This window comes from Nocardia sp. CS682, assembly GCF_004634405.1.
In the GTDB taxonomy this organism is placed as follows: Bacteria; Actinomycetota; Actinomycetes; order Mycobacteriales; family Mycobacteriaceae; genus Nocardia; species Nocardia ninae.
The window spans coordinates 1057668-1076626 of sequence record NZ_CP029710.1 but is presented as its reverse complement, the minus strand read 5'-3'; the positions used below and the strand labels follow the sequence as shown (position 1 = coordinate 1076626).

Sequence of the window (18959 nt, the reverse complement as noted above, 5' to 3'; positions counted from 1 at the left end):
TTCACATCCACTTTTCGACGGCGTCCGCTCTGCCGGTCGGTGGGACGGTCAGCTCCGTCGGGGGCGGGTCGAGCCGCACGGTGGTCAGGTCGACCGTGAGACCGTGTGCGGGCAGCATGGCGGCGGCGCGAACGCGGCGGCCACCCCATTCCCGGGTGGTGGGGACCTGGAACAGCAGCGGCACGATCGGGGCGTCGGCCAATGCGACGCGTTCGGTCGTACGCCACGCGGCATCGGCCGATTCGCGGTCCGCTGCGGCGAGTGCCCGTTCGATCAGCGCGTCCACTTCGGGATTGCGGTAGCGGCCGAAGTTCGCGGGGGAGCCGGATTGCAGCAGCGGTTGCAGGAAGACGCGACCGTTGTTGTACAGCCAGGCCGGTGACCACGAGGCGAGCGCGATATCCCATTCGCCGGACTCCGCCCGTGCCGGGTCGGCCAGGAGATCCAGATACTCCGATGCGCCGAATTCGACTGGCTCGACGGTGATTCCGGCCTCGGCCAGGTCGGCGGCGTATAGATGGGCGACCAGGCGGGCGCGCTCGGTCGCCGGATGGATCGCGGTGATCCGCAGCTCGCCCGGGTGGCCCGCGGCGGCCAGCATTGCCGCGCAGGTGGCAGGGTCGCCGCGATAGTCCGGCGTCGAGTAGGGGTGGAGGTCCTGGTGGCCGTCGTTGTTCGGCGGGACGACCGAGCCTGCGATGCGGATGATCGGATCGTCGCCCAGCACGGCGATCTCCACCGCGATGGCGGCCTTGTCGATCGCGTGGGCGATCGCCTGGCGCACCGGTACCTTCCGCAATGCGCCCGCGGCGTTGGGGCTGCGGGTGTTGAACACCAGGTAGGGGTCGAGCGCGAAGCCGAGATGGTGTTCGACCGGCGTTGCCGGATCGGCGATTCGGGCGCCCCACGCCAGATCCGCACGGTCCGTTCGGATTCGGTGCGCCACCTCGTCGGCGGTGACCTGTTCGGAGATGACTTCGACGCCTTCGACGTGCTGACGCCGCACGAGGTCGGTCTCCGCGCGCCACACCGGGTTTCGGGCCAGGCGTAGTTCCCGGCCGGGGGTGAAATCGGTGGGCCGGTACGGGCCGTTCGACCTTATGTTGCGGCACAGCTCGACGCTGCCCGGCACGAACAGGTCGTACTCGACCGGCGCGGGTGATGCGCAGGGCAACGCCAGCATGTTGATGAAATCCAATGCGGGCCGTACCAATTCGAAGACTATTGTCTCGTCGTCGAGCACCAGCAGGCCCGGAATGTCATGGGAGTTCTGGTATTCGGCCAATTCGGGCCCGGTCGGCACGGCACCGGCGAACGCGGCGGCATAGTCGTCACAGAACTGTGCCATTCCCCTGATGGTGTCGGTGAAACAGGACAGCAACCCACTGCGGCGCAGTGGATTACCCATCCGCTTGAAGCCGCGCACCACGTCTTGGGTGGTGACCGGACGCTCGGGGTCGCTGTCCCAGTACACGCCGGGACGCAGATGGACCACATAGCTCGTATGGCTCGCACCAGTTCCGGCGTTGTACATGGATGGAACCGCGGTCGCCAGATCGGGTGTCGGTGCCACGGTCTGCCAATTGCGCAGGTCGGACTGCGTTCGATAGGTGAACAGCTGCCGGGCGAACAACCGCACGACCCGGTCGATCGGAAACCTCGGGCAGCACACCGGATCCAATTGGTCGAGCACACCGGGCCCGTACAGGCGCAGGATCGTCGGATCGGTCATGACATCTCTGCGGCGAGCCGGGCCATGATGTCAACGGCATTCGCGATCTCGTCGTGGTCGTTGAAGATGTGGGTCGTGATGCGTGACGCGTAGTGCTGGTGTGGCGATCCGGTGACGTCGAACTCGGTCCACCTGGTGAAGAGCCGGTACTCGCGCTGCAGCCGCATGGTGTACTCGTGCACCTTTTTGACATTCCACGCGTCTTCCGGCCCGCGGAACGGATGAAAGGCGATCAACGGCGACTGCAGTGTGGGATCCGCACCGGGGGAGTACATCGAATCCCGTCCGAAACGCTCAGCGACGAGGTCGCGCGCGTAGTCGGCGAGCAGCATGATCCTTCGCTCGATCCGATCCCGGCCGATCTCGTCCCACATCTCGCAGGCCGTGGCGAGCGCGGCCCCGCGGGCGATGCTGGCACTGCCCGCGCTCTGCACGTAGTCGGCGATGTTGTCGCTCTCGATCGAGGTTCGTGTCCGGGGCGGCGGGCTGCCCTTCATCGGGTACCAGGTGGAGATGATCGGCCAGAATGTGGGCAGTGGCAGCGGATTGTGTTCCGGATGAATCTTGTTGCGCACGTATAGCAATCCGGTGCCCAGTGGGCCGCACTGGAACTTGGACCCGGAGCAGGAGATGAAATCCGCGCCGATCGCCCGCATGTCGAGATCGAGCATGCCGGGTAGCAGCGCGCCGTCGATCACCGTGATCAGGCCGTGCCGGTGCGCGAGTTCGCACAGTGCGCGCATCGGCAGTTTGGTGCCGGTGAACAGCGTGATCCCCGCGAAGGCAAGCACTTTCGTGCGCGGGGTGATCGCCGCCTCGAACAGCTCGATGATCTGCTCGGCGTGCACGTCGTACCCGGTGGGGAGGGTGATCGTGGTGAGCTTGATGCCGAAACGGTTGCGTAGCAGGTTGAAATTGGACAGCACGGAGTAGCACTCGTGCGTGGTGGTGAGGACCTCGTCGCCGGCGTGCAGATCCAGGCCGTGGATGACCCGCGCGACGCCCTCGGTCGCATTGTGGGTGATCACCATCTCGTCCGGATCGACCCCGTAGGCCTTGGCGATGGTGGCTCGGTGGTCCGGGTACATGCCCGGCGGATAGACATCGCCGAGACCGCCGGCCCACTGCCTGGTCACCCGGTCCACCGTCTCGAGCACGGCGTGCGGCATTGCGCCGACGGTGCCGGTGTTGAGGTGGATGGCGCCGGGGTCCAGCGCGAACAGCCCGCGGATCTCGGACCACTCCGCGGTGCGCAGGTTCGGCGAGCGCTCGGCGATCATCGTCGCTGCTCCGTGCGCTGGGATGGGATCGACGGCGCCGTTCATGGGAACCTCTTCCACGATGGGCTCGGCAGGTTGAGCCGTTCACCTCCGTCGCCGGTCCGCCCGGTCGGCCGACCTTCGGCTGGCCATCGCCTCCGCGCGTGTCCGACGTTCAACTAGCTATATGTTACATAAGTTTTCTCTAGAATTTGCCGCTCTTGGCTTTTGCGGACCATGGCCTCTGGAAGCCACCCGCGCCCATGTGGGCTCCGTTTGTGCCCGAACGGGAAGACTGTTCACTTGGCCTCGCCTAGGTTGCTTCAAAAAGCTATGGTTGATCTCGTGGAGGGCTTCCGGAGCCGAAGTCGGCCTCGTGGCGCGCCGTCAGCTCGATGCCTGGCGGAGCCGAGCGCCGGCACAGTGGTGCCGCGATGAGCGGCGACGAGGGTGTGGCGGCATTCCTCGCGGCGCTGCCGAAAGTGGAATTGCATGTGCACCTGTTGGGTTCGGCGGCGGTGGACACGATAGCCGAATTGGCCGCAGGTCGACCGGATGTCGGGGTGCCTGCCGACCCGGCCGAGCTACGCCGGTACTACCGCTTCACCGATTTCGCGCATTTCATCGAGGTGTACACCGCGGTCAACAGGTTGGTCACCAGCGGTCCTGCGATGGTGCGGCTGGTGACCGGCCTCGGCGACCAGCTGGCGCTGGACAACGTGCGATATGCCGAGGTGACCGTTACGCCACTGTCGCATCTGCGGAGGGGTATCGCCGCCGCCGAACTCGCTGAGGCGCTGTCGATCGGTCGTCGTCTCGTTGCCGAACGCCATCGCATCCACTTGAATTGGATCTTCGATGTGTCGGCCGACGACGGTATCGCCGGCGCCTTCGCCACCCTGGACTGGATTCTTCGCTACCAGCCAGACGGAGCGGTCGGGTTCGGACTGGGCGGCCCGGAACTCGGTGCGCCGCGCCGGCTGTTCCGCACCGCGTTCGAAAAGGCAAGGGCCCATGGGCTGCACGCCGTTCCGCATGCGGGGGAGACCTCCGATGCCGGTGAAATCTTGTCTGCCGCCCGCGATCTGGGCGCGGTGCGGATCGGGCACGGTATTCGGGCGGTGACCGAACCCGGGGTGCTCGCCTACCTGGCGGATCGGAGTATCACCCTCGAGGTCTGCCCATCGTCGAACGTCCGCACCGGTGCGGTGCGCGCGTTCGACGCGCATCCGCTGCCCGCGTTACTCGCCGCCGGTGTCCCGATCACGCTCGGCTCCGACGATCCCGCGATGTTCGGTACCACGCTGACCCGCGAATACCAGCTGTGCCACGACCGGCTCGGCATTTCCGTTGCCACGCTTGTCGATTCGGTGTCCGCGGGGATCGATGCGGCCTTCTGTCCGGCACCGGTGGCCAGGGAGATTCGCCGTGACCTCGCGCACGCGCGCCAGCGGTTCGATCGACCGCAGAGAACAGGGGGATGAGACCATGCGAGCACGATTCGCGCTCACGCTGCGGGCGGTGCGCGTCACCGGCACCGTCGTCGCGGTAGGCGTCCCGGCGCTGGTCGGTGGTTCGATTCGCCGGTTGCGCCACGGCCCCGCAGCTGGTCGGCGGCATATCTATCATCGGCTGGTCGCGCTGTTGATGCTGCTCGGACCGACCTTCGTCAAGGCGGGACAGGTACTCGGTACCCGCCGCGATCTGCTGCCGCCTGCGCTGTGTGACGAACTGTCGCTCTTGCAGGATTCGGTCGCGCCACTGAATGCGGCGCAGACCGCGGTCGCGTTGGCCGAGGCGTACGGCACCGAGGTGGATGACGTGTTCGCCTCGGTCGATCCGCGGCCGGTCGCGTCCGGCAGTGTGGCGTCGGTGTATCGGGCGCGGTTGCGCTCGGGGCCGGATGTCGCGGTCAAACTGCGCAGGCCCGGTATCGAACGGACCATGTCCGAGGATCTCGCGCTGATCCGGGGCGGGTCGGCATTCGTCGCGCGGCTGCCGGTTTTTCGCGGCGTTCCGGTCGAGGAGGTCGTCGCGAATATGGCGGGCGCGATCCTCGGGCAGCTCGACTTCGAACGGGAGGCCGACAATCTGCGGCGGTTGCGAAAGAACCTCTCCGAGGTGCCGCGGGTCTGGGTGCCGAAGGTCTACCCGGAGGCTTGTCGGCCGCGGTGCATCGTGATGGAGTTCATCCCTGATCTGGCGGTGGGCACGGCCGATCAGTGTTCGCCGGTCACCCGTCGGCGCTTCGCGGCGTCCGGGATGGCGGCGATGTATCAAATGCTGTTCGTAGACGGATTCGTGCACTGCGACATGCATCCCGGCAATCTCTACTTCACGCGCGGCGCCCAGGTCGTGGTCCTGGACGCGGGTTTCAGCGTCCAGCTCTCCGACCGGCTACGCCGCCTGTTCGCCGAATTCTTCATGAACATGGCGATCGGACGCGGGCGCCATGCCGCCGAGATCGTCATCCGGAGCGCGGCCAGGGTCGCCGAGGACGCCGATCTCGACGGGTTCACGGTGCGGATGGCGGATCTCGTCGAGCGCAGCCACGGCCAGCCCGCCAGTGAGTTCAGCCTGATCGCCTTCGCCATGGAGATTTTCGACCTGCAGCGCCGCTTCGGCATTCACGCCGCACCCGAGCTGATCTTCCCGCTGTTGTCGTTGCTGGTGATCGAGGGGACCATCCGGGAACTCGATCCGAACATGGATTTCCAGGAGGCGGCCAAGCCGCAGCTCATGCGCGGCCTGTTCGGTACCGACGGCGGCCGTCCTACCCTCGGTTGACCAGCACCGAGTCGAGTTCGACGGCGCGAAGCGCGCGGGCGGGGAAGTCGCAGTACCAGAGGTGGCGGCCGTCCCAGGTCATGCCGGTCGGGTGGCCGGGGACGCGGAACGAGCCGACCTCCGCACCGGTCTGCGCGTCCAGCGCTCGCACCATCGAATCGCCGAAGTCGCCGTGCAGCACCACGCCATCGACGTAGGTGAGGCCCGAGGGGGACTCGCCGCCCACCGGGTATTCGCGTTCGATCTCCATGGTCGCGTAGTTCCGCAGCTGCACCACGGTCGGGCCGCGCAGGCACATCCATAGCCCCTCCGGGCCGAATTCGATCCCGGTCAGCCTGCCACTAGCGGGCAGCACCGCCTTCTCGCCCTCGGATTTCCCGGTTTTCGGGTCGATGAGCAGCAGCCGTTTGGGGCGCCCGCCGACCTGGACCAGCCGCGTGCCGTCGTAGGCGAGGTCGGCACGGACGCGGGCGCAGCGCCATGAGCGAGTGACCGTCCCGTCGGACGGGTCGATGGCGAAGATCGTCCCCGCGTCCTGGTCCGAATGCCACAGCATCGAGCCGTCCCAGGTGAGCCCGCACAGGTAGGCGGTGGGCGCGGGCAGCGTCTTGGCGATGGGTGCGGATTCGCAGTAGGTCATCTCGGCCTCTCCCGACCTGGCGGCGATCTAACTTCAAGAATATATTGTGAACTAGAGGTGATGCTGATGGAAGCCGATCTGGCCGATCTTGCGCAGGCGTACGTCGATCGCCACCGGCCTTCGGGCGGATACCGGATCGCCGCATCGGCAACAAGCACGCTCGACTGGGACGAGGACTACTGCCGCCGGGTGGCCGCGTATTTCGAGCAAGCCCCTCGGCTGGCCTACGACACTGCCCTTGCGCAGCGCTACGACCGGTTCAAGCGGGAGAACCTGCAGCAGTACCGGCTGGTTGTCGATGCGGGGATCGTGGTGCGACCCTGGCTGGCCGCGGGGCAGCCCTACCGGCGCTCGGCCGAGCTGCGCGCGTCCGTTCGGAAATACGGTGAGCTGTATGTATATCTGACGAGCTCCGGCCACGGACCGGTGCCCGACAAGGAGTTTCACCCGATGCTGGAACCGTCCGGCATCGTGGTCGACGGCGTCGAGTTCAGCCACAACGACGTGTTCCGGGTCGTGCACGACGTCTTCGGGCATGTGCTGTCCGGGCGCGGATTCTCCGCGCGCGGCGAGTTCGGAGCCGCGTTCTGTCACATGGGGATGTACTCCGCGGACGTTCATCCGGTGCTGTTCACCGAGCAGATCGCCCAGATCTGCTGGTTCTTCTTCGGCCCGTGCGCGCACCAGCGCCGCTACCCGCCCCAGAAGGTGTTCGAGTTCCCCGGTCACTATCTCGCCGAGTTCCGGAAACTGTTCAAACTCTAGGCAAATTAACTTCATTTAGATATGGTGATCTTATGACTGATCTGGTGAGTAACGGGAAGATCAGCACTTCGACACTGGGGGAGTCGGTCCGGCAGGACTTTCCCATCCTGGGGCGGCGCTTCGGCCCGAATCCGTTGGTGTACCTCGACAATGCGGCCACCTCGCAGAAGCCGCGCGCCGTGCTCGACGCGCTCGTGAATTACTACTGCGACGTCAACAGCAATATCGGCAGGGGCTACTACCAACTCAGCATGGCGGCCACCGACGCGTATGAAGCGGCACGCGACAACATCCGACGCGCGATCAACGCCGAGCACGCCGACGAAGTGGTTTTCACCCCCGGCACGACCGCGGCCGTCAACCTCCTCGCCGATACCTTCGGTCGCTCCGCCGTGGCAGCCGGCGACCAGGTCGTCGTCACCGGGATGGAGCACAACTCCAACATGCTGCCGTGGCGGCGGCTGTGCGAGACCACCGGCGCCGAGCTCGTCGTCGTTCCGGTCGGCGCCGACGGGCGAGTAGCGATCGACCGGTTCGCCGCAGCGCTCGGACCTCGGGTGCGGCTCGCCGCCGTCGCGCACGTGTCCAACGTGCTCGGCACGGTCAACCCGGTCCGGGAAATGATCGGCGCGGCGCATCGGCATGGAATTCCGGTGCTGGTCGACGGCGCCCAGGCGGTACCGCACCGGCCGGTGGACGTCCGCGCCCTCGACGCCGACTTCTACTGCTTCTCCGGCCACAAGATCTACGGTCCGATGGGCATCGGCGTGCTGTACGGCAAGCGAGAGTTGCTGTCCCGGCTCGCGCCGTATCAAGTGGGTGGCGGCACCGTGAAAGGCGTGACCCTCGACGAGCCCGTCGCCTACGTTCCGGTGCCAGCCCGGCTCGAAGCGGGCACGCCGCACATCGCCGGAGCAATCGGACTGGCCGCGGCGTTCGATTATGTCGAGAATCTCGGGTGGGACGCCATCCAGCGCCACGACGACCTTCTGGTGTACACCGCTATCGAAGCGCTGGAAAGCATTCCGCGAGTTCGTATTCTCGGTGACCCGGCGGCCCAGCCGAGCGGGATCGTCTCGTTCGTCGTCGACGGCATCCACCCCTACGACGTCGGCGGCCACCTGGATCGGCACGGTGTCGCGGTGCGCAGCGGGGTGCACTGTGCCAACGTCTTCATCGACACCTTCGGCGAAGTCGGCACGGTTCGCCTGTCGTTCGCGGTGTACAACACCGAAGCCGAGATCGATCTGGTCCGGCGCGCACTCACAACCGTGCAGCCCGGTTTCTGGACTGCGGAGCATCCCACCGAACGGTTTCTGGCGACCGATCCGTCCACCCAGAACCAGCATTGACGGGACAGGTGCGTCATGACGACTGCCGAATTCGATCCGGTGAGCTTCAAACGGACCCAACGCGCCACCTGGAATGCGATCAGCGCAGGCTGGGTGTCCTGCTCGGATGACTTCGAAACAGGCGGCGCACCGGTGACCGCACGGTTGCTCGAACTCGCCGGCGTGCGGCCGGGTCATCGGGTGCTCGACGTCGGCACCGGCACCGGGGAACCGGCGCTGTCCGCCGCCGCCGTCGTCGGCGCGACCGGCGCGGTCACCGGGATCGACCTCGCCCCGGACATGATCTCCCAGGCCCGGGATCGGGCCCGCGGGGTGGACAACGTCGAATTCGCGGTCGGTGACGTCGAATCGCTGTACTTCCCCGCCGCGTCGTTCGACGTCGTGCTCAGCCGATGGGGCTTGATGTTCGCGGTCGATCACGTCGAGATGTTCCGGACGCTGGCGCGGGTGCTGGTGCCCGGCGGCACGCTCGCCGCCGCCGTATGGGCCACTCCAGGGTCGGCGGCGCCGATGATGTCCCTCGGCTTCCAGGTGATCGCAGGCCGGCTCGAACTACCACCCCCGCCACCGGGGGCGCCGGGGCCGTTCAGCATGGGCGACCCGGCGGAGGTCGGCGCCGAGTTGACCAAGGCCGGTTTCCGCGAGGTCGAGGTGACCTCGTTCCGGGTGCCGTTCGTGCTCGAATCCCCGGAGCGCTTCATCGAATTCAACAAGGTGGTCGTTCCGCCCGGCCTGAAGACCATGCTGCGGGAGAAGTTCGGCAGCGCCGACGATCCGGATACCTGGGCGGCAGTGGGCAAGGCCGTCGAGCCCTATCGCATGTCCGGTGGCGAGGTTGCCCTGCCGAGCAAGGCCTTGCTGCTGCGGGCCGTCGCGCCGATCGGCTGATCGCCATGCGCTTCGACACCAGGCTCGTGCACAGCGGGCAGCGGCCGTCGCCCGGCACCGGTGACGTCGTGCCGCCGATCCACGTCGCCACCACCTACGACCGCTTCGCGCAGGAACCGTTGCGCCTCTTCTACTCCCGTGGCGAGAATCCGACCAGAGAAGCGTTGGAAGAATGCCTGGCTTCGCTGGAGGACGCGCGATTCTGCGTTGCCTTCTCCTCGGGGCAGGCGGCCGCGACCACGATGTTGTCCGTCCTGACGCCCGGGCAGCGAGTGGTCTCCTCCGATGACGTGTACGGCGGTACCTACGCGTTGTTCGCGACCTTGGGTCGCTTCGGAATTCAGGTCGACTACGCGGATCTGACCGACCCGGCCGAGGCTCGGCGTGCGCTGGCAACCGACACCGCGATGGTGTGGGTGGAAACGCCGAGCAACCCGTTGCTGAAAATCACGGATGTGGCCGAGGTCAGCCGATTGGCCCATGCCCGGGGTGCAGTGGTGGTCGTCGACAACACGTTCGCGAGCCCGGCGCTGCAACGCCCCCTGGCGCTGGGCGCGGATGTAAGCCTTTACAGCACAACCAAATTCATTGCGGGCCACGCCGACGTGCTCGGTGGTGCGCTGGTGTGCGACGACGAGGCGTCGCATGCCGGTTTCGTCGAACATCGGACGGTGACCGGTGGCGTACCCGGCGGCCTGGACTGCTACCTGGTGCATCGGGGCGTGAAAACACTGTCCTTGCGCGTGGCTCGCCAGACCGCAACCGCACGCTCGATCGCCGAGGAGTTGTGCGAACGTCCTGCGGTTACCGAGGTCTGCTACCCAGGTCTGCCGTCGCATCCCCAGCATCGCCTGGCCGGCCGGCAGATGTCGGGACCGGGCTCGATCATCAGTTTCCGCTACCGCGGCGATCCCGAGAAGCTGATGGCGCGAACGCAGCTGTTCGCCTGCGCGGTGAGCCTCGGCGGCGTGCGATCGCTGATCGAGTGCCCGGCTCTGATGACGCACCGGCCGATACCGCGTGCGGTCCGGCACGCGGCCGGCATCACCGACGACCTGATCCGGCTTTCGATCGGGATCGAGGATCCGGCCGATCTGCTCGAAGATCTGACGACTGCGCTGGAAGGTGACTCATGACGAATTCTGCTGCTGCCCAAGGAGTCCGGCTGCTCGACGGTGGTAACGCGAGTGAGCTACAACGCGCGGGGTTGCCGGTGCGCCCGCCGTGGTGGACGTCCGCGGCCCTGCTCACGGACGCCAACCGGCGGGTGCTGCAGTCGGTGCACGAGGCGTATCTCGCGGCAGGCGCCCAGGTCATCACGGCGAACACCTTCCGGGCAAACCTGCGTGCCCTGAGTCGGACCAGGCTCGATGACGCGGGCCGGGCGTGGATCGTGCATGCCGCCGTGGGGGTGGCCCAGGCCGCCCGGAAACAGGCCGGTGTGCTCGATGTGCCGATCGCCGGCTCGATCGGACCCGTCGAAGACTGTTATCGACCGGATCTGGTGCCGCCCGACGAGGAACTGCGCGCCGAGCACGGCTGGCTGGTGCGCGAGCTTTCGCGGGCCGGTGTGGACCTGTTCCTGATCGAGACGATGAATACCATTCGAGAAGCCAGGATCGCGCTGGCGCAGGTGCTTTCCGCGGGCGGGCGGGCCTGGGTGTCGTTCGTCTGCGCCGATGATGCGACGCTGCTGTCCGGGGAGCCGCTGACCGGTGCGGTACACGCGGTGTCGCGCGACGGTGCCGAGGCCGTTCTCGTCAACTGCACCTCGCCGCACGGAACGGAAGTTGCGCTGAAGGCGCTGTGCCGCGGCCGGTCGGGGCTGATCGGCGCCTATCCGAATATCGAGGACCGGACCGGCCTACCGGCCTACGAACACGTCGATCGCGCCGTGCCGTCGGGGTTTGCCCCCGACGAGTTCGCGGAACTGATCGCGCGGTGGTGCGCCGACTACGGCCTGGACATCATCGGCGGGTGCTGCGGCACCTCTCCCGACCACCTGGCGGCAGCGAAACGGTTGTTGAGTACGGCTGTCACGACGTGAGATTGGGCCGGATGCATAGTTGTTCGCCGCGTGGCGTAGCGCAGATTACTATATATTAAGATATTCTTACCGCCGAGATGTGCTGCGGGCTGTCGGGCGACGGTGGATCGGCATGCCGGCGGCCGGGGCAGAGCGGCTCGGACAGGCTCCGGCCGCATCGGCTGCTTCCCCTCGGCCCCCAGCGTCGAGGTGTTATTTCCGGATGGCATGAGTTCCCGTGCAGCAGGCTGTGGCCGGTCCTGTGTCACCGGTGTCACACCGTTAGCTCGGAAGGTACTGACTGGCGGGTAGGTCGGCCGCAGCTACCGAAGGGAAAATTTAACGTACTATCAATGTCACTAGTAAGTTGTAGTGACCCGAGATCCGAGGTGCTCACATGGGAACGAAGCGCTACGCGCAGATGTGTGCAGTCGCGGCTGCGCTCGACCTCGTCGGTGAGCGCTGGACCCTGCTGATCATCCGCGATCTCATGACCGGTCCGAAGCGATACAACCAGCTACTCGAAGAGACGCTGGTCGGCATCGGACCGAACTTGCTTGCGGCGCGGTTGCAGATGCTCACCGAACACGGAGTAATCCAGCGTGAGTCCGTATCCGGTGACGGCCGTGGCGTCCAATATCGACTCACGGCCAGCGGTGAAGCGCTCCGACCGGTGATCATCGGGTTGGCGTCGTGGGGTTTGTCGCACATCTCCTCCTACGAGCAGGACGGACTCGTCCGTTCCGAGTGGGGACGCTTGGCGCTGGAGGCGATGATCACCGTCGGTCCGCCGCCCGAGGTCGACGAGTCGTACGAGTTCCGGATCGGCGACGAAGTGTTCCATGTGCTGTGTGAGAACGGCACCGCTCGCGTGGTCGACGGATCTCCGGATGACCCGGCCCTCGTTGTCACCGCCGACCCGGAGACGTTCATCCGGATCGGCACCGAGCAGCTCGGCATCCTCGACGCGATGCTGTCGGGCAACCTGACGGTCAGCGGTGATTCGACCTCGTTGTCGCGCTGCCTCCGGCTGCTCGACCTCGAGCTCACGTCGACGACGCAGGCAGCCGCCGAGGCGCACGCCGACGTCAGCTGATTCGACCATGGCTCAGTCGGCGCGACGCCCGGCGAGAACACGCGCGTCGTTGCCCAGGTGGTGGGGTTCGGCGTAGGGCTCGAGTGCGCGCCGCAGACTCTCGGGTACCCGGGTCGGCTCGACCCGAGTTCCGTTGCCGCGCATACAGGCCACTCGCTGCCGACCACGGGCCACCAGGTGTTCGGTCCCCGTCCGGTCGTCGACGTCGAGGTAGGCGAAGGCGAATTCGATCTGGGTCTGGGTGAGGTCGACCAGGGTCATCCGAATGGTGAGGCGTTGGAACGCGGTCAGTTCGGCGAAGTACTCACACTCGCACTTGATGGTGAAAAGCTTGAGGTCCCGGTTGATTTCGTCGAGCACATCGGGCGCGTGCTCCACCAGGAACATCTCCCGGCAGCGGCCCTGCCAGCGGAAGTAGTTCACGAAATAGACGTTGCCGACCAGGTTGGTTTCCTCGAAGCCGACGATGTGGGAAATCTCGTAAGAGCGCACGTATCAACCTTTCTCGGTCACCGAGAACACCACCGGCTGCTGCGGTGTCGGTGACGCCAGGGTGGTGCTGAAGGACCAGACGAGGTCGGTACCGTGCCGCAGGGCCAGCCAGCCGTCGGCCGCGGAACGGTTGTCCAGGGTGAGTCGTGGCCTGGTGACGGTGCCGCCGAGTTTCGTCACCGCTTCGCGTGCGCTCCAGACCCGAGTCGCGGCGGTGGCGAACGACTCGCCGGTGGCCCGGCAGCACATCTGCGCGAGCGCGACACCCGAATTGCCAAGCAGGCCGGTCCATTGCGCCTGCGTGCGCTCCTGTACCGGTTCGATGTCACAGCCGAGCGGGCATGCGGCGACCACGGCGACGGTGAGACCGGCACCATGCGAGAAACTCGCGTGCCCCTCCGGTATCTCCGGCCGCCCGTCGGGTCGGTGCCGGATGACCACCGCGCGCCCGAGCGCGGCGGCCAGCGCGCGTCGGGTGGCTTCGCGGCGGCCCGACATCCGTGGGTTGGTGTCGTCGTCGGCGCTCGGCAGCTGCACACGTTCGCGCACGATCGCCAACTGCACCGGCGCAGCGAGCAGGGTATCGAGTCGCCGCTGCAGGTACGGACCGAGCAACTCGGGTATCCACCCGGACGGTGAGGCGATCGGTGCGACCGCGGAAAGTTCGAGAGCTTCCCAGATCGCGACGACCGCGCCGTTCTCGTCGCGCACGATGACGTCGTAGATGTACGTCGATTGTTCGTGGGACCGTTCGCGCGCGGTCAGAACGACTGTCCGGACGTCGGGCGCTATCGGTAGGGACAGCACGCGTGCGACTTTCGACGGCAGCAGTGTCGAGTCGGGCACGCAGACCTGGATGGCGTGCATGAATGCGTCGCGGGCCGCCGGGTCGGCCAGCACCAGCGATTGCGGCAACATCGGGGAGAACCAGCGCTGGTCGCCTACCCGAATTCGGGCGACGCATTGTCGGGCGGCGAGCTGATGATAATCCTCGACGGACCGAAAGATCGGCCCGTGGAACATGATTCGGTCGTAGAAGTCGGTGTCGACCGCCATGCCGAGGCCGGACGTTGTCGTGGCGGCAGTGTGCGCGAACTCGGCCAGTCGCTGGAGTGGTTCGGTCACCGACGTCGATATCGCGAGAGCCGCGCCGTCGGCCGTCAGGTCATCGTGTCGGCAGACGCCGCGGAAATGGTCGATCTGAAATGCCGTGGTGTTCGACCGAATCGCCACCCGGACGGTGTCGCCCGATCTGAGGGCGGCCACCCGGATCGTCGTGCCGCCCGCTGGTGCCGCGATGATCGGCCGGAGGAATTCGAGATCGTGCAACTGCACCGGGCGCTGTGCGCCGAACAACGCGGTGGCGGCTTGCGCCATGGCCTCCATCCCCATCACGGCGGGGAACAACGCGTCGCGGGAGAATTGGTGATCGGCGAGATAAGGGTCGGTCGCCGTCGAAATGTCGGCGTCGGCGAGCAATTCGATCCCCGGGACATGCAGGCGCGGACGTTCTAGAAACCGCAGCAGCGGAAGTTCGACCTCGTCGAAGCGGATCGTGGGCAAGCCGCCGGTCCTACCGATCGCTACCACACTGGTCGGGCAGGCCGGGGTGCGGAGCAGATCCAGCATGAGTTCGACACCCACGTCCGTCGGAATCGGCTCGATCCCCTCGCGGACAAGCGAATCCAGCACGCCGAGCCGTTCGCCCATCCCGGTGCCTGCCCAGACCGACCATTCGATGGTGAGGCACCGGCAGGCCGGCTGTTCGCCGGCGAGGGTATCGATGGCGCAGCGCAGCCAGTCGTTGGCGATCGCGTAATGCCCCTCACCGCGCAGCCCGGCCCGGCCGATGATGCTGCCGAAGCCGACGACCAGACGAAGCTCGGCAGGCCGCAGCGAGTCGAGTAGGTTGCGTAGGCCGTCGACCTTGGGCGCGATAGTTCGCGCCACGTGGTCACCGGTCAATGAACCGATCGCCGCGGGGGTGTTGATGCCGGCGCCATGCAGGATGCCGGTGATCGGACCGAGGTCCCGACGGATCGTGGCGATCGTGTCGGCGATCTGGTTCAGGTCGGTCACGTCGGCGGTGAAATAGTGTGCGGCGATCCCGGATTCGCGGAGCCGAGTCATGTTCGTGGCGATATCGGGATCGTCGGCGGGGCTTCGAGCGATGAGCGCAAGCGCGCATCCGGTCTGCTTCGCAAGCGCGACAGCGCATTCGATGGTGATGCCACGAACCCCGCCGGTGACAGCGACCACGTCACTCGCGCCGAGTGGCAGATCGGCCCGGACCAGCGGCAGCTCGCGAAGTATCGGTTCGGTCCGGTTGCCTGCCTTGTCGTAGTGGACTTCCCGGAAGGTGGTGGTCGCGGCGATATCGGCGCACGCCAGCCGTGCGACATGCTCGGGCGCCAGCTCAGGGGACATATGGACAACAGTCGTCCGAACGGCGGGGGCCTCCAGATGCACCGTCTTGGCCAGGGCGGCCGCATCTCGGCCGTCGTCGACAACGACCAGGCGCGACCCGGTGTCGATCGCTGATCGGGCCGCGGAAAGCATACGGTCGATGGCGATTTCGACCGGTTCGGCCGCACCGAGCTTCAGGAGCACACCGTCGCCGAGGCCGGCGGTGTCGAGCCGGTGCCGGATGGCCGCGGCGAACCGATCGTCCTGCGGTGCGAACACCCGCCACCGTCCCGGCTCGTCGCCGCGGTCGGTGGCCGACGGCACGGCGGAGGCGGCAAGGTCGATGGTGAACGGTCGCACCCAGATATCGACGCCGGTCAGCTCGTCGGCCTGCTTCGCCGGTGCCTCGTTGCGCGCCGTATGCGCGAGGTCGTCGATCGCCTCGGCGAGCTGCGCGATCGTCGCGGTGGCAACGTTGGTGGTCGGTTCCGGTATTTCGGCACCAAGCAGCGCGAGCGCATCCGCGACCAGTTGGGTGATGGTGATGCTGCTCAAATGCAGATCGTCGAGCGGGTGGATCTCGGGGGTGATCTCCTCGATGGGGAGTTCGACGCGCTCGGCGATCAGTCGCTGCAACGTCGGCAAGGACGAGGTGTCGTCGTCCGCCCATGCCGGGTCGGGTTGATCGGCAACGGCCGGCTGCGCTGTTCCGGGCTCGATGGACTGCGCCTGGGGGAGGAACGAGTCGTTCGGTGCTTGCTCGCAAGGGCTTTCGAGGAAAACGAACTGCTTGTCGAGCGAGATCGTCCGGTTGAAGCGTTCAGCGGCGAATCCGTCCAGGTCGGGGCGGGCGCCGAGGACGTAGCAGGCGGCGAGGGTGCGCAGGATCCCGGCGACGGAGTCACCGTCGGTTTCCATTGCGACAGTGGGTATTCCAGGGCACACATCAGCGGCGAGCGCCGACAGCGTCGAACCCGGCCCCACCTCGACGAGCAGATCGCAGGTCTGCGCGAGCTGCGACAACGCGGCGGCGAACTGGACCGGTGCGTGCACCTGGCGCTCCAGCAGATCGGCGACGGCGCAGCCGGGCTCCAGCGGGCTGGCGGTGACGGTCGAGAACAAACCGGCCCGTTTGACCTTGCCGAGGTCGATCTCGTCGAGGTAGCGGCGGAAGGCGTGGGCTGCGGGCGCGACCAACGGTGAGTGGAACGCATGCGAAACCGGCAGTGTCCGGCAGCGCATTTCGGCTGCGCGCGCGCTCACCAGCACCGCGTCGACGGCGTCGCTCGGCCCCGCGACCACTGTGTGTTTCGGACTGTTGTATCCGGCGATCACCACGGGGCTGCCGTTCAGCAAGGCCGCCACCTGATCGGCGCCCGCGAAGATCGTCGCCATGGCGCCCCGCTCAGCCACGGCGGCGGTCTGCATAGCCTTGCCGCGAAACGCCGCTGTGTGTACGAGCTCGGTTTCGTCGAACACGCCCGCCCAGTAGAGAGCGGTCAATTCCCCCAGGCTGTGCCCGACGCAGCCGACGACGTTCATGCCGACGGAATCGAGCAGTCGCAAGCCGGCGAGCGAGGCCGTCACGATGCGCGGCTGCGCCTCCTCGGTGGCCGTACCTTCGGCGTGCACGCCCACCTGCTGGTACAGGTCGGCGATCACGGCGAAGCGGCGAGCGGGTGCGCCCCCGTCGCCGTGCCCGGGGGCGCCCTGCCCGGGAAACATCAGTCCGATACGCGGAGCGGATCCGATTCCGGCACTGAGGAATTGGCCGGAGCCCGGAGCGAACCGGTGCCGTTCACCGGCGGCAAGGACGTCGGCCAGTTCGGTCAACCGGTCAGCGGCCTGTCGTTGGCCGGTGGCGACCACCGCCGCTTTGATCGGTAGCCGGGCGTCGATCCGGATCAGCTCGGCGGCGAGATCGCCGAGTTCGGCGAACGAACACCGCGCGGCGAGTGCGGCGACCCTGCGAAGCTCGGCTGCCAGCTCGAGGGGTGTGGTCGCCGACATCACGAACAGTTCCGCATCCTGCGCGCTGCGTGCCAGGCGGGTACTGGCCGCGCGCGACAGCGGGCGCGGTGGCAGTCGGCTCTCCAGCACGACATGGGCGTTGCTGCCGCCGAAACCCAGCGACGAGATGCCTGCCCGCCGGGGAGGGTTCGGGTCGGGTGCGGCGATGGCCGGTGTCGTGGTGTCTTCGCTGAGGTCCGGCCATTCGAATGCGCTGTCGGGGAGCCGAAGTCGATTCTCGACGTCGCCGAGGACCGGATGGGGCCGGTCGGTACCGGTGATCGGTGGAATGGTGCCGTGGTGCACGGCGAGGGTGGTCTTGATCAGGGCCGCAATGCCGGCCGCCGCCTTCGTATGACCGATGTTGCCTTTGATCGATCCGATCGCCACCGGTGGCCTGCCCGTACTCCGGGCGGCGACGGCCGTATTGAATACCTCGAGCTCGGTTCGGTCACCCACCACGGTGCCGGCGCCGTGGCCCTCGAGATAGTCGACGGTGTCCACCCCGAACCCCGCCATCCGGTACGCGCGTTCGATCGCCCGCAGGTGGCCGTTGTGTTCGGGCCGGGTGATGCCACCACGACCGTCCGAGGAGATACCCCAGCCTGCGATCGTCGCGTATATCCGTGCGCCCCGGGCGATCGCGTCCTCCTCGCGCAGCAGCACGAGGATCCCGCAGCCCTCACCCGGCCAGAAGCCGTTCGAACGCTGGTCGTACACACGCATTTCCGACGTCGACAGGGCGCCGGTCTTCGCGAAGCCGACCAGTTCGAACGGATCGATGGATATGTCGACGCCACCGACGACCGCGGCGTCGAGGTGACCGGCGAGCATGGCGTCACCAGCCTGTGCGATCGACAAGAGCGACGACGAGCAGGCGCCGTCGACGGTGAAACCGCCACCGCCGAAATCGAAGTGGTTGCAGATCCGCCCGGCGATCGTGTTCGCCAGGCCGCCGGCCAAACTGTCCTCGGTGATCGCTGGGAACGGTGCCTTGTAGTCCGCCTCGTATTCGTCGAGAAAGGCGGCGATCTGCGCCGCGGGCCAGCCTTTGCGGTGCAGTGCGCCGGCCAGGGTGCGACGCACATATGGCCACCGCAGCCGCATGCCCGAAGCGCGGGTCATATCGCCGGTGAGCGTGTTACCGAGGATGACGCCGGTGCGCTTTCGGTCCAAGCCTTCGCCCGCCGGAAAGCCTGCGTCGTCGAGCGCCGCGGCCGCGGTGTCCAAGGCGAGCCAGTGGACGATGTCGGTGGACCGAAAAGTGTTGGCGGCGACGCGATGTCTGGCCCGATTGAAGGTCCAGCCTTCGATGACCGCCGCATGGGTCGCGTAATGGCGGTCCGCCGCCGCGGGATCACTCGCGTAGTAGTCGGCCGCGTTCAACCTGGTCGGTGGGATCGGTCGGAATGCGCGCCTGCGGGCCAGGACGTTGTCCCACAGCTGAGCCGGCGTCGCGGCGTCGGGAAATCGGCACGCCATACCGACGATCGCTAGTCGAACCAT

Annotated in this window: 13 protein-coding genes; 8 read left to right on the top strand and 5 right to left on the bottom strand. The window is 67.0% G+C overall.

What is annotated here, in order from left to right; translation table 11 throughout:
* Nucleotide 1: 1 nt before the first annotated feature.
* Nucleotides 2–1732, bottom strand: a complete 1731-nt coding sequence (locus tag DMB37_RS04450; RefSeq protein WP_135231598.1) for an ABC transporter substrate-binding protein — start codon at nucleotides 1730–1732, stop codon at nucleotides 2–4.
* Nucleotides 1729–3057 (bottom strand): aminotransferase class V-fold PLP-dependent enzyme, encoded by a 1329-nt coding sequence (locus DMB37_RS04445; RefSeq protein ID WP_135231597.1) that lies wholly within the window; start codon nucleotides 3055–3057, stop codon nucleotides 1729–1731. Before DMB37_RS04445 ends, DMB37_RS04450 begins: the two co-directional genes overlap by 4 nt.
* Before the next feature lie 368 nt (nucleotides 3058–3425).
* Between DMB37_RS04445 and add the strand changes: the two genes are divergently transcribed.
* Nucleotides 3426–4475 carry an adenosine deaminase gene (gene add / locus DMB37_RS04440; RefSeq protein ID WP_135231596.1) on the top strand — a complete coding sequence of 350 codons (1050 nt, stop codon included), beginning with the start codon at nucleotides 3426–3428 and terminating at the stop codon, nucleotides 4473–4475.
* Between the two features lie 4 nt (nucleotides 4476–4479).
* On the top strand, nucleotides 4480–5778 hold the full coding sequence (locus tag DMB37_RS04435) for an AarF/ABC1/UbiB kinase family protein (RefSeq protein WP_135231595.1): 1299 nt from the start codon (nucleotides 4480–4482) through the stop codon (nucleotides 5776–5778).
* On the opposite strand, the gene DMB37_RS04430 is transcribed toward DMB37_RS04435, so the two are convergent.
* Nucleotides 5765–6418, bottom strand: coding sequence for a PQQ-binding-like beta-propeller repeat protein (locus DMB37_RS04430; protein WP_135231594.1), 654 nt, complete (start codon nucleotides 6416–6418; stop codon nucleotides 5765–5767). The genes DMB37_RS04435 and DMB37_RS04430 overlap by 14 nt on opposite strands.
* A gap of 66 nt (nucleotides 6419–6484) precedes the next feature.
* Here DMB37_RS04430 and DMB37_RS04425 point away from each other — a divergent pair, with 66 nt between their 5' ends.
* The 6 genes from DMB37_RS04425 (at nucleotide 6485) to DMB37_RS04400 (ending at nucleotide 12545) form a co-directional block, all read left to right on the top strand.
* The gene (locus tag DMB37_RS04425) at nucleotides 6485–7183 is read left to right on the top strand and encodes a crotonobetainyl-CoA--carnitine CoA-transferase (protein WP_240772240.1); all 699 of its coding nucleotides are present in this window, start codon (nucleotides 6485–6487) and stop codon (nucleotides 7181–7183) included.
* A 32-nt stretch (nucleotides 7184–7215) separates the two neighbouring features.
* The gene (locus DMB37_RS04420) at nucleotides 7216–8535 is read left to right on the top strand and encodes an aminotransferase class V-fold PLP-dependent enzyme (RefSeq protein WP_135231592.1); all 1320 of its coding nucleotides are present in this window, start codon (nucleotides 7216–7218) and stop codon (nucleotides 8533–8535) included.
* Between the two features lie 15 nt (nucleotides 8536–8550).
* The gene (locus DMB37_RS04415) at nucleotides 8551–9423 is read left to right on the top strand and encodes a class I SAM-dependent methyltransferase (RefSeq protein WP_135231591.1); all 873 of its coding nucleotides are present in this window, start codon (nucleotides 8551–8553) and stop codon (nucleotides 9421–9423) included.
* A 5-nt stretch (nucleotides 9424–9428) separates the two neighbouring features.
* Entirely contained in the window at nucleotides 9429–10559 is a 1131-nt protein-coding gene (locus DMB37_RS04410) for a PLP-dependent aspartate aminotransferase family protein (protein ID WP_135231590.1), read from the top strand.
* A complete protein-coding gene (locus DMB37_RS04405) occupies nucleotides 10556–11470 on the top strand; it encodes a homocysteine S-methyltransferase family protein (RefSeq protein ID WP_135231589.1) in 915 nt (304 codons plus the stop codon). Before DMB37_RS04410 ends, DMB37_RS04405 begins: the two co-directional genes overlap by 4 nt.
* A 376-nt stretch (nucleotides 11471–11846) precedes the next feature.
* Nucleotides 11847–12545 (top strand): winged helix-turn-helix transcriptional regulator, encoded by a 699-nt coding sequence (locus tag DMB37_RS04400; protein ID WP_135231588.1) that lies wholly within the window; start codon nucleotides 11847–11849, stop codon nucleotides 12543–12545.
* A 12-nt stretch (nucleotides 12546–12557) separates the two neighbouring features.
* Here DMB37_RS04400 and DMB37_RS04395 read toward each other — a convergent pair whose 3' ends face one another.
* Together DMB37_RS04395 and DMB37_RS04390 are read right to left on the bottom strand one after the other, a co-directional pair.
* Nucleotides 12558–13037 (bottom strand): thioesterase family protein, encoded by a 480-nt coding sequence (locus DMB37_RS04395; protein WP_135231587.1) that lies wholly within the window; start codon nucleotides 13035–13037, stop codon nucleotides 12558–12560.
* 3 nt (nucleotides 13038–13040) lie between these two features.
* A complete protein-coding gene (locus DMB37_RS04390; protein ID WP_135231586.1) occupies nucleotides 13041–18959 on the bottom strand; it encodes an SDR family NAD(P)-dependent oxidoreductase in 5919 nt (1972 codons plus the stop codon).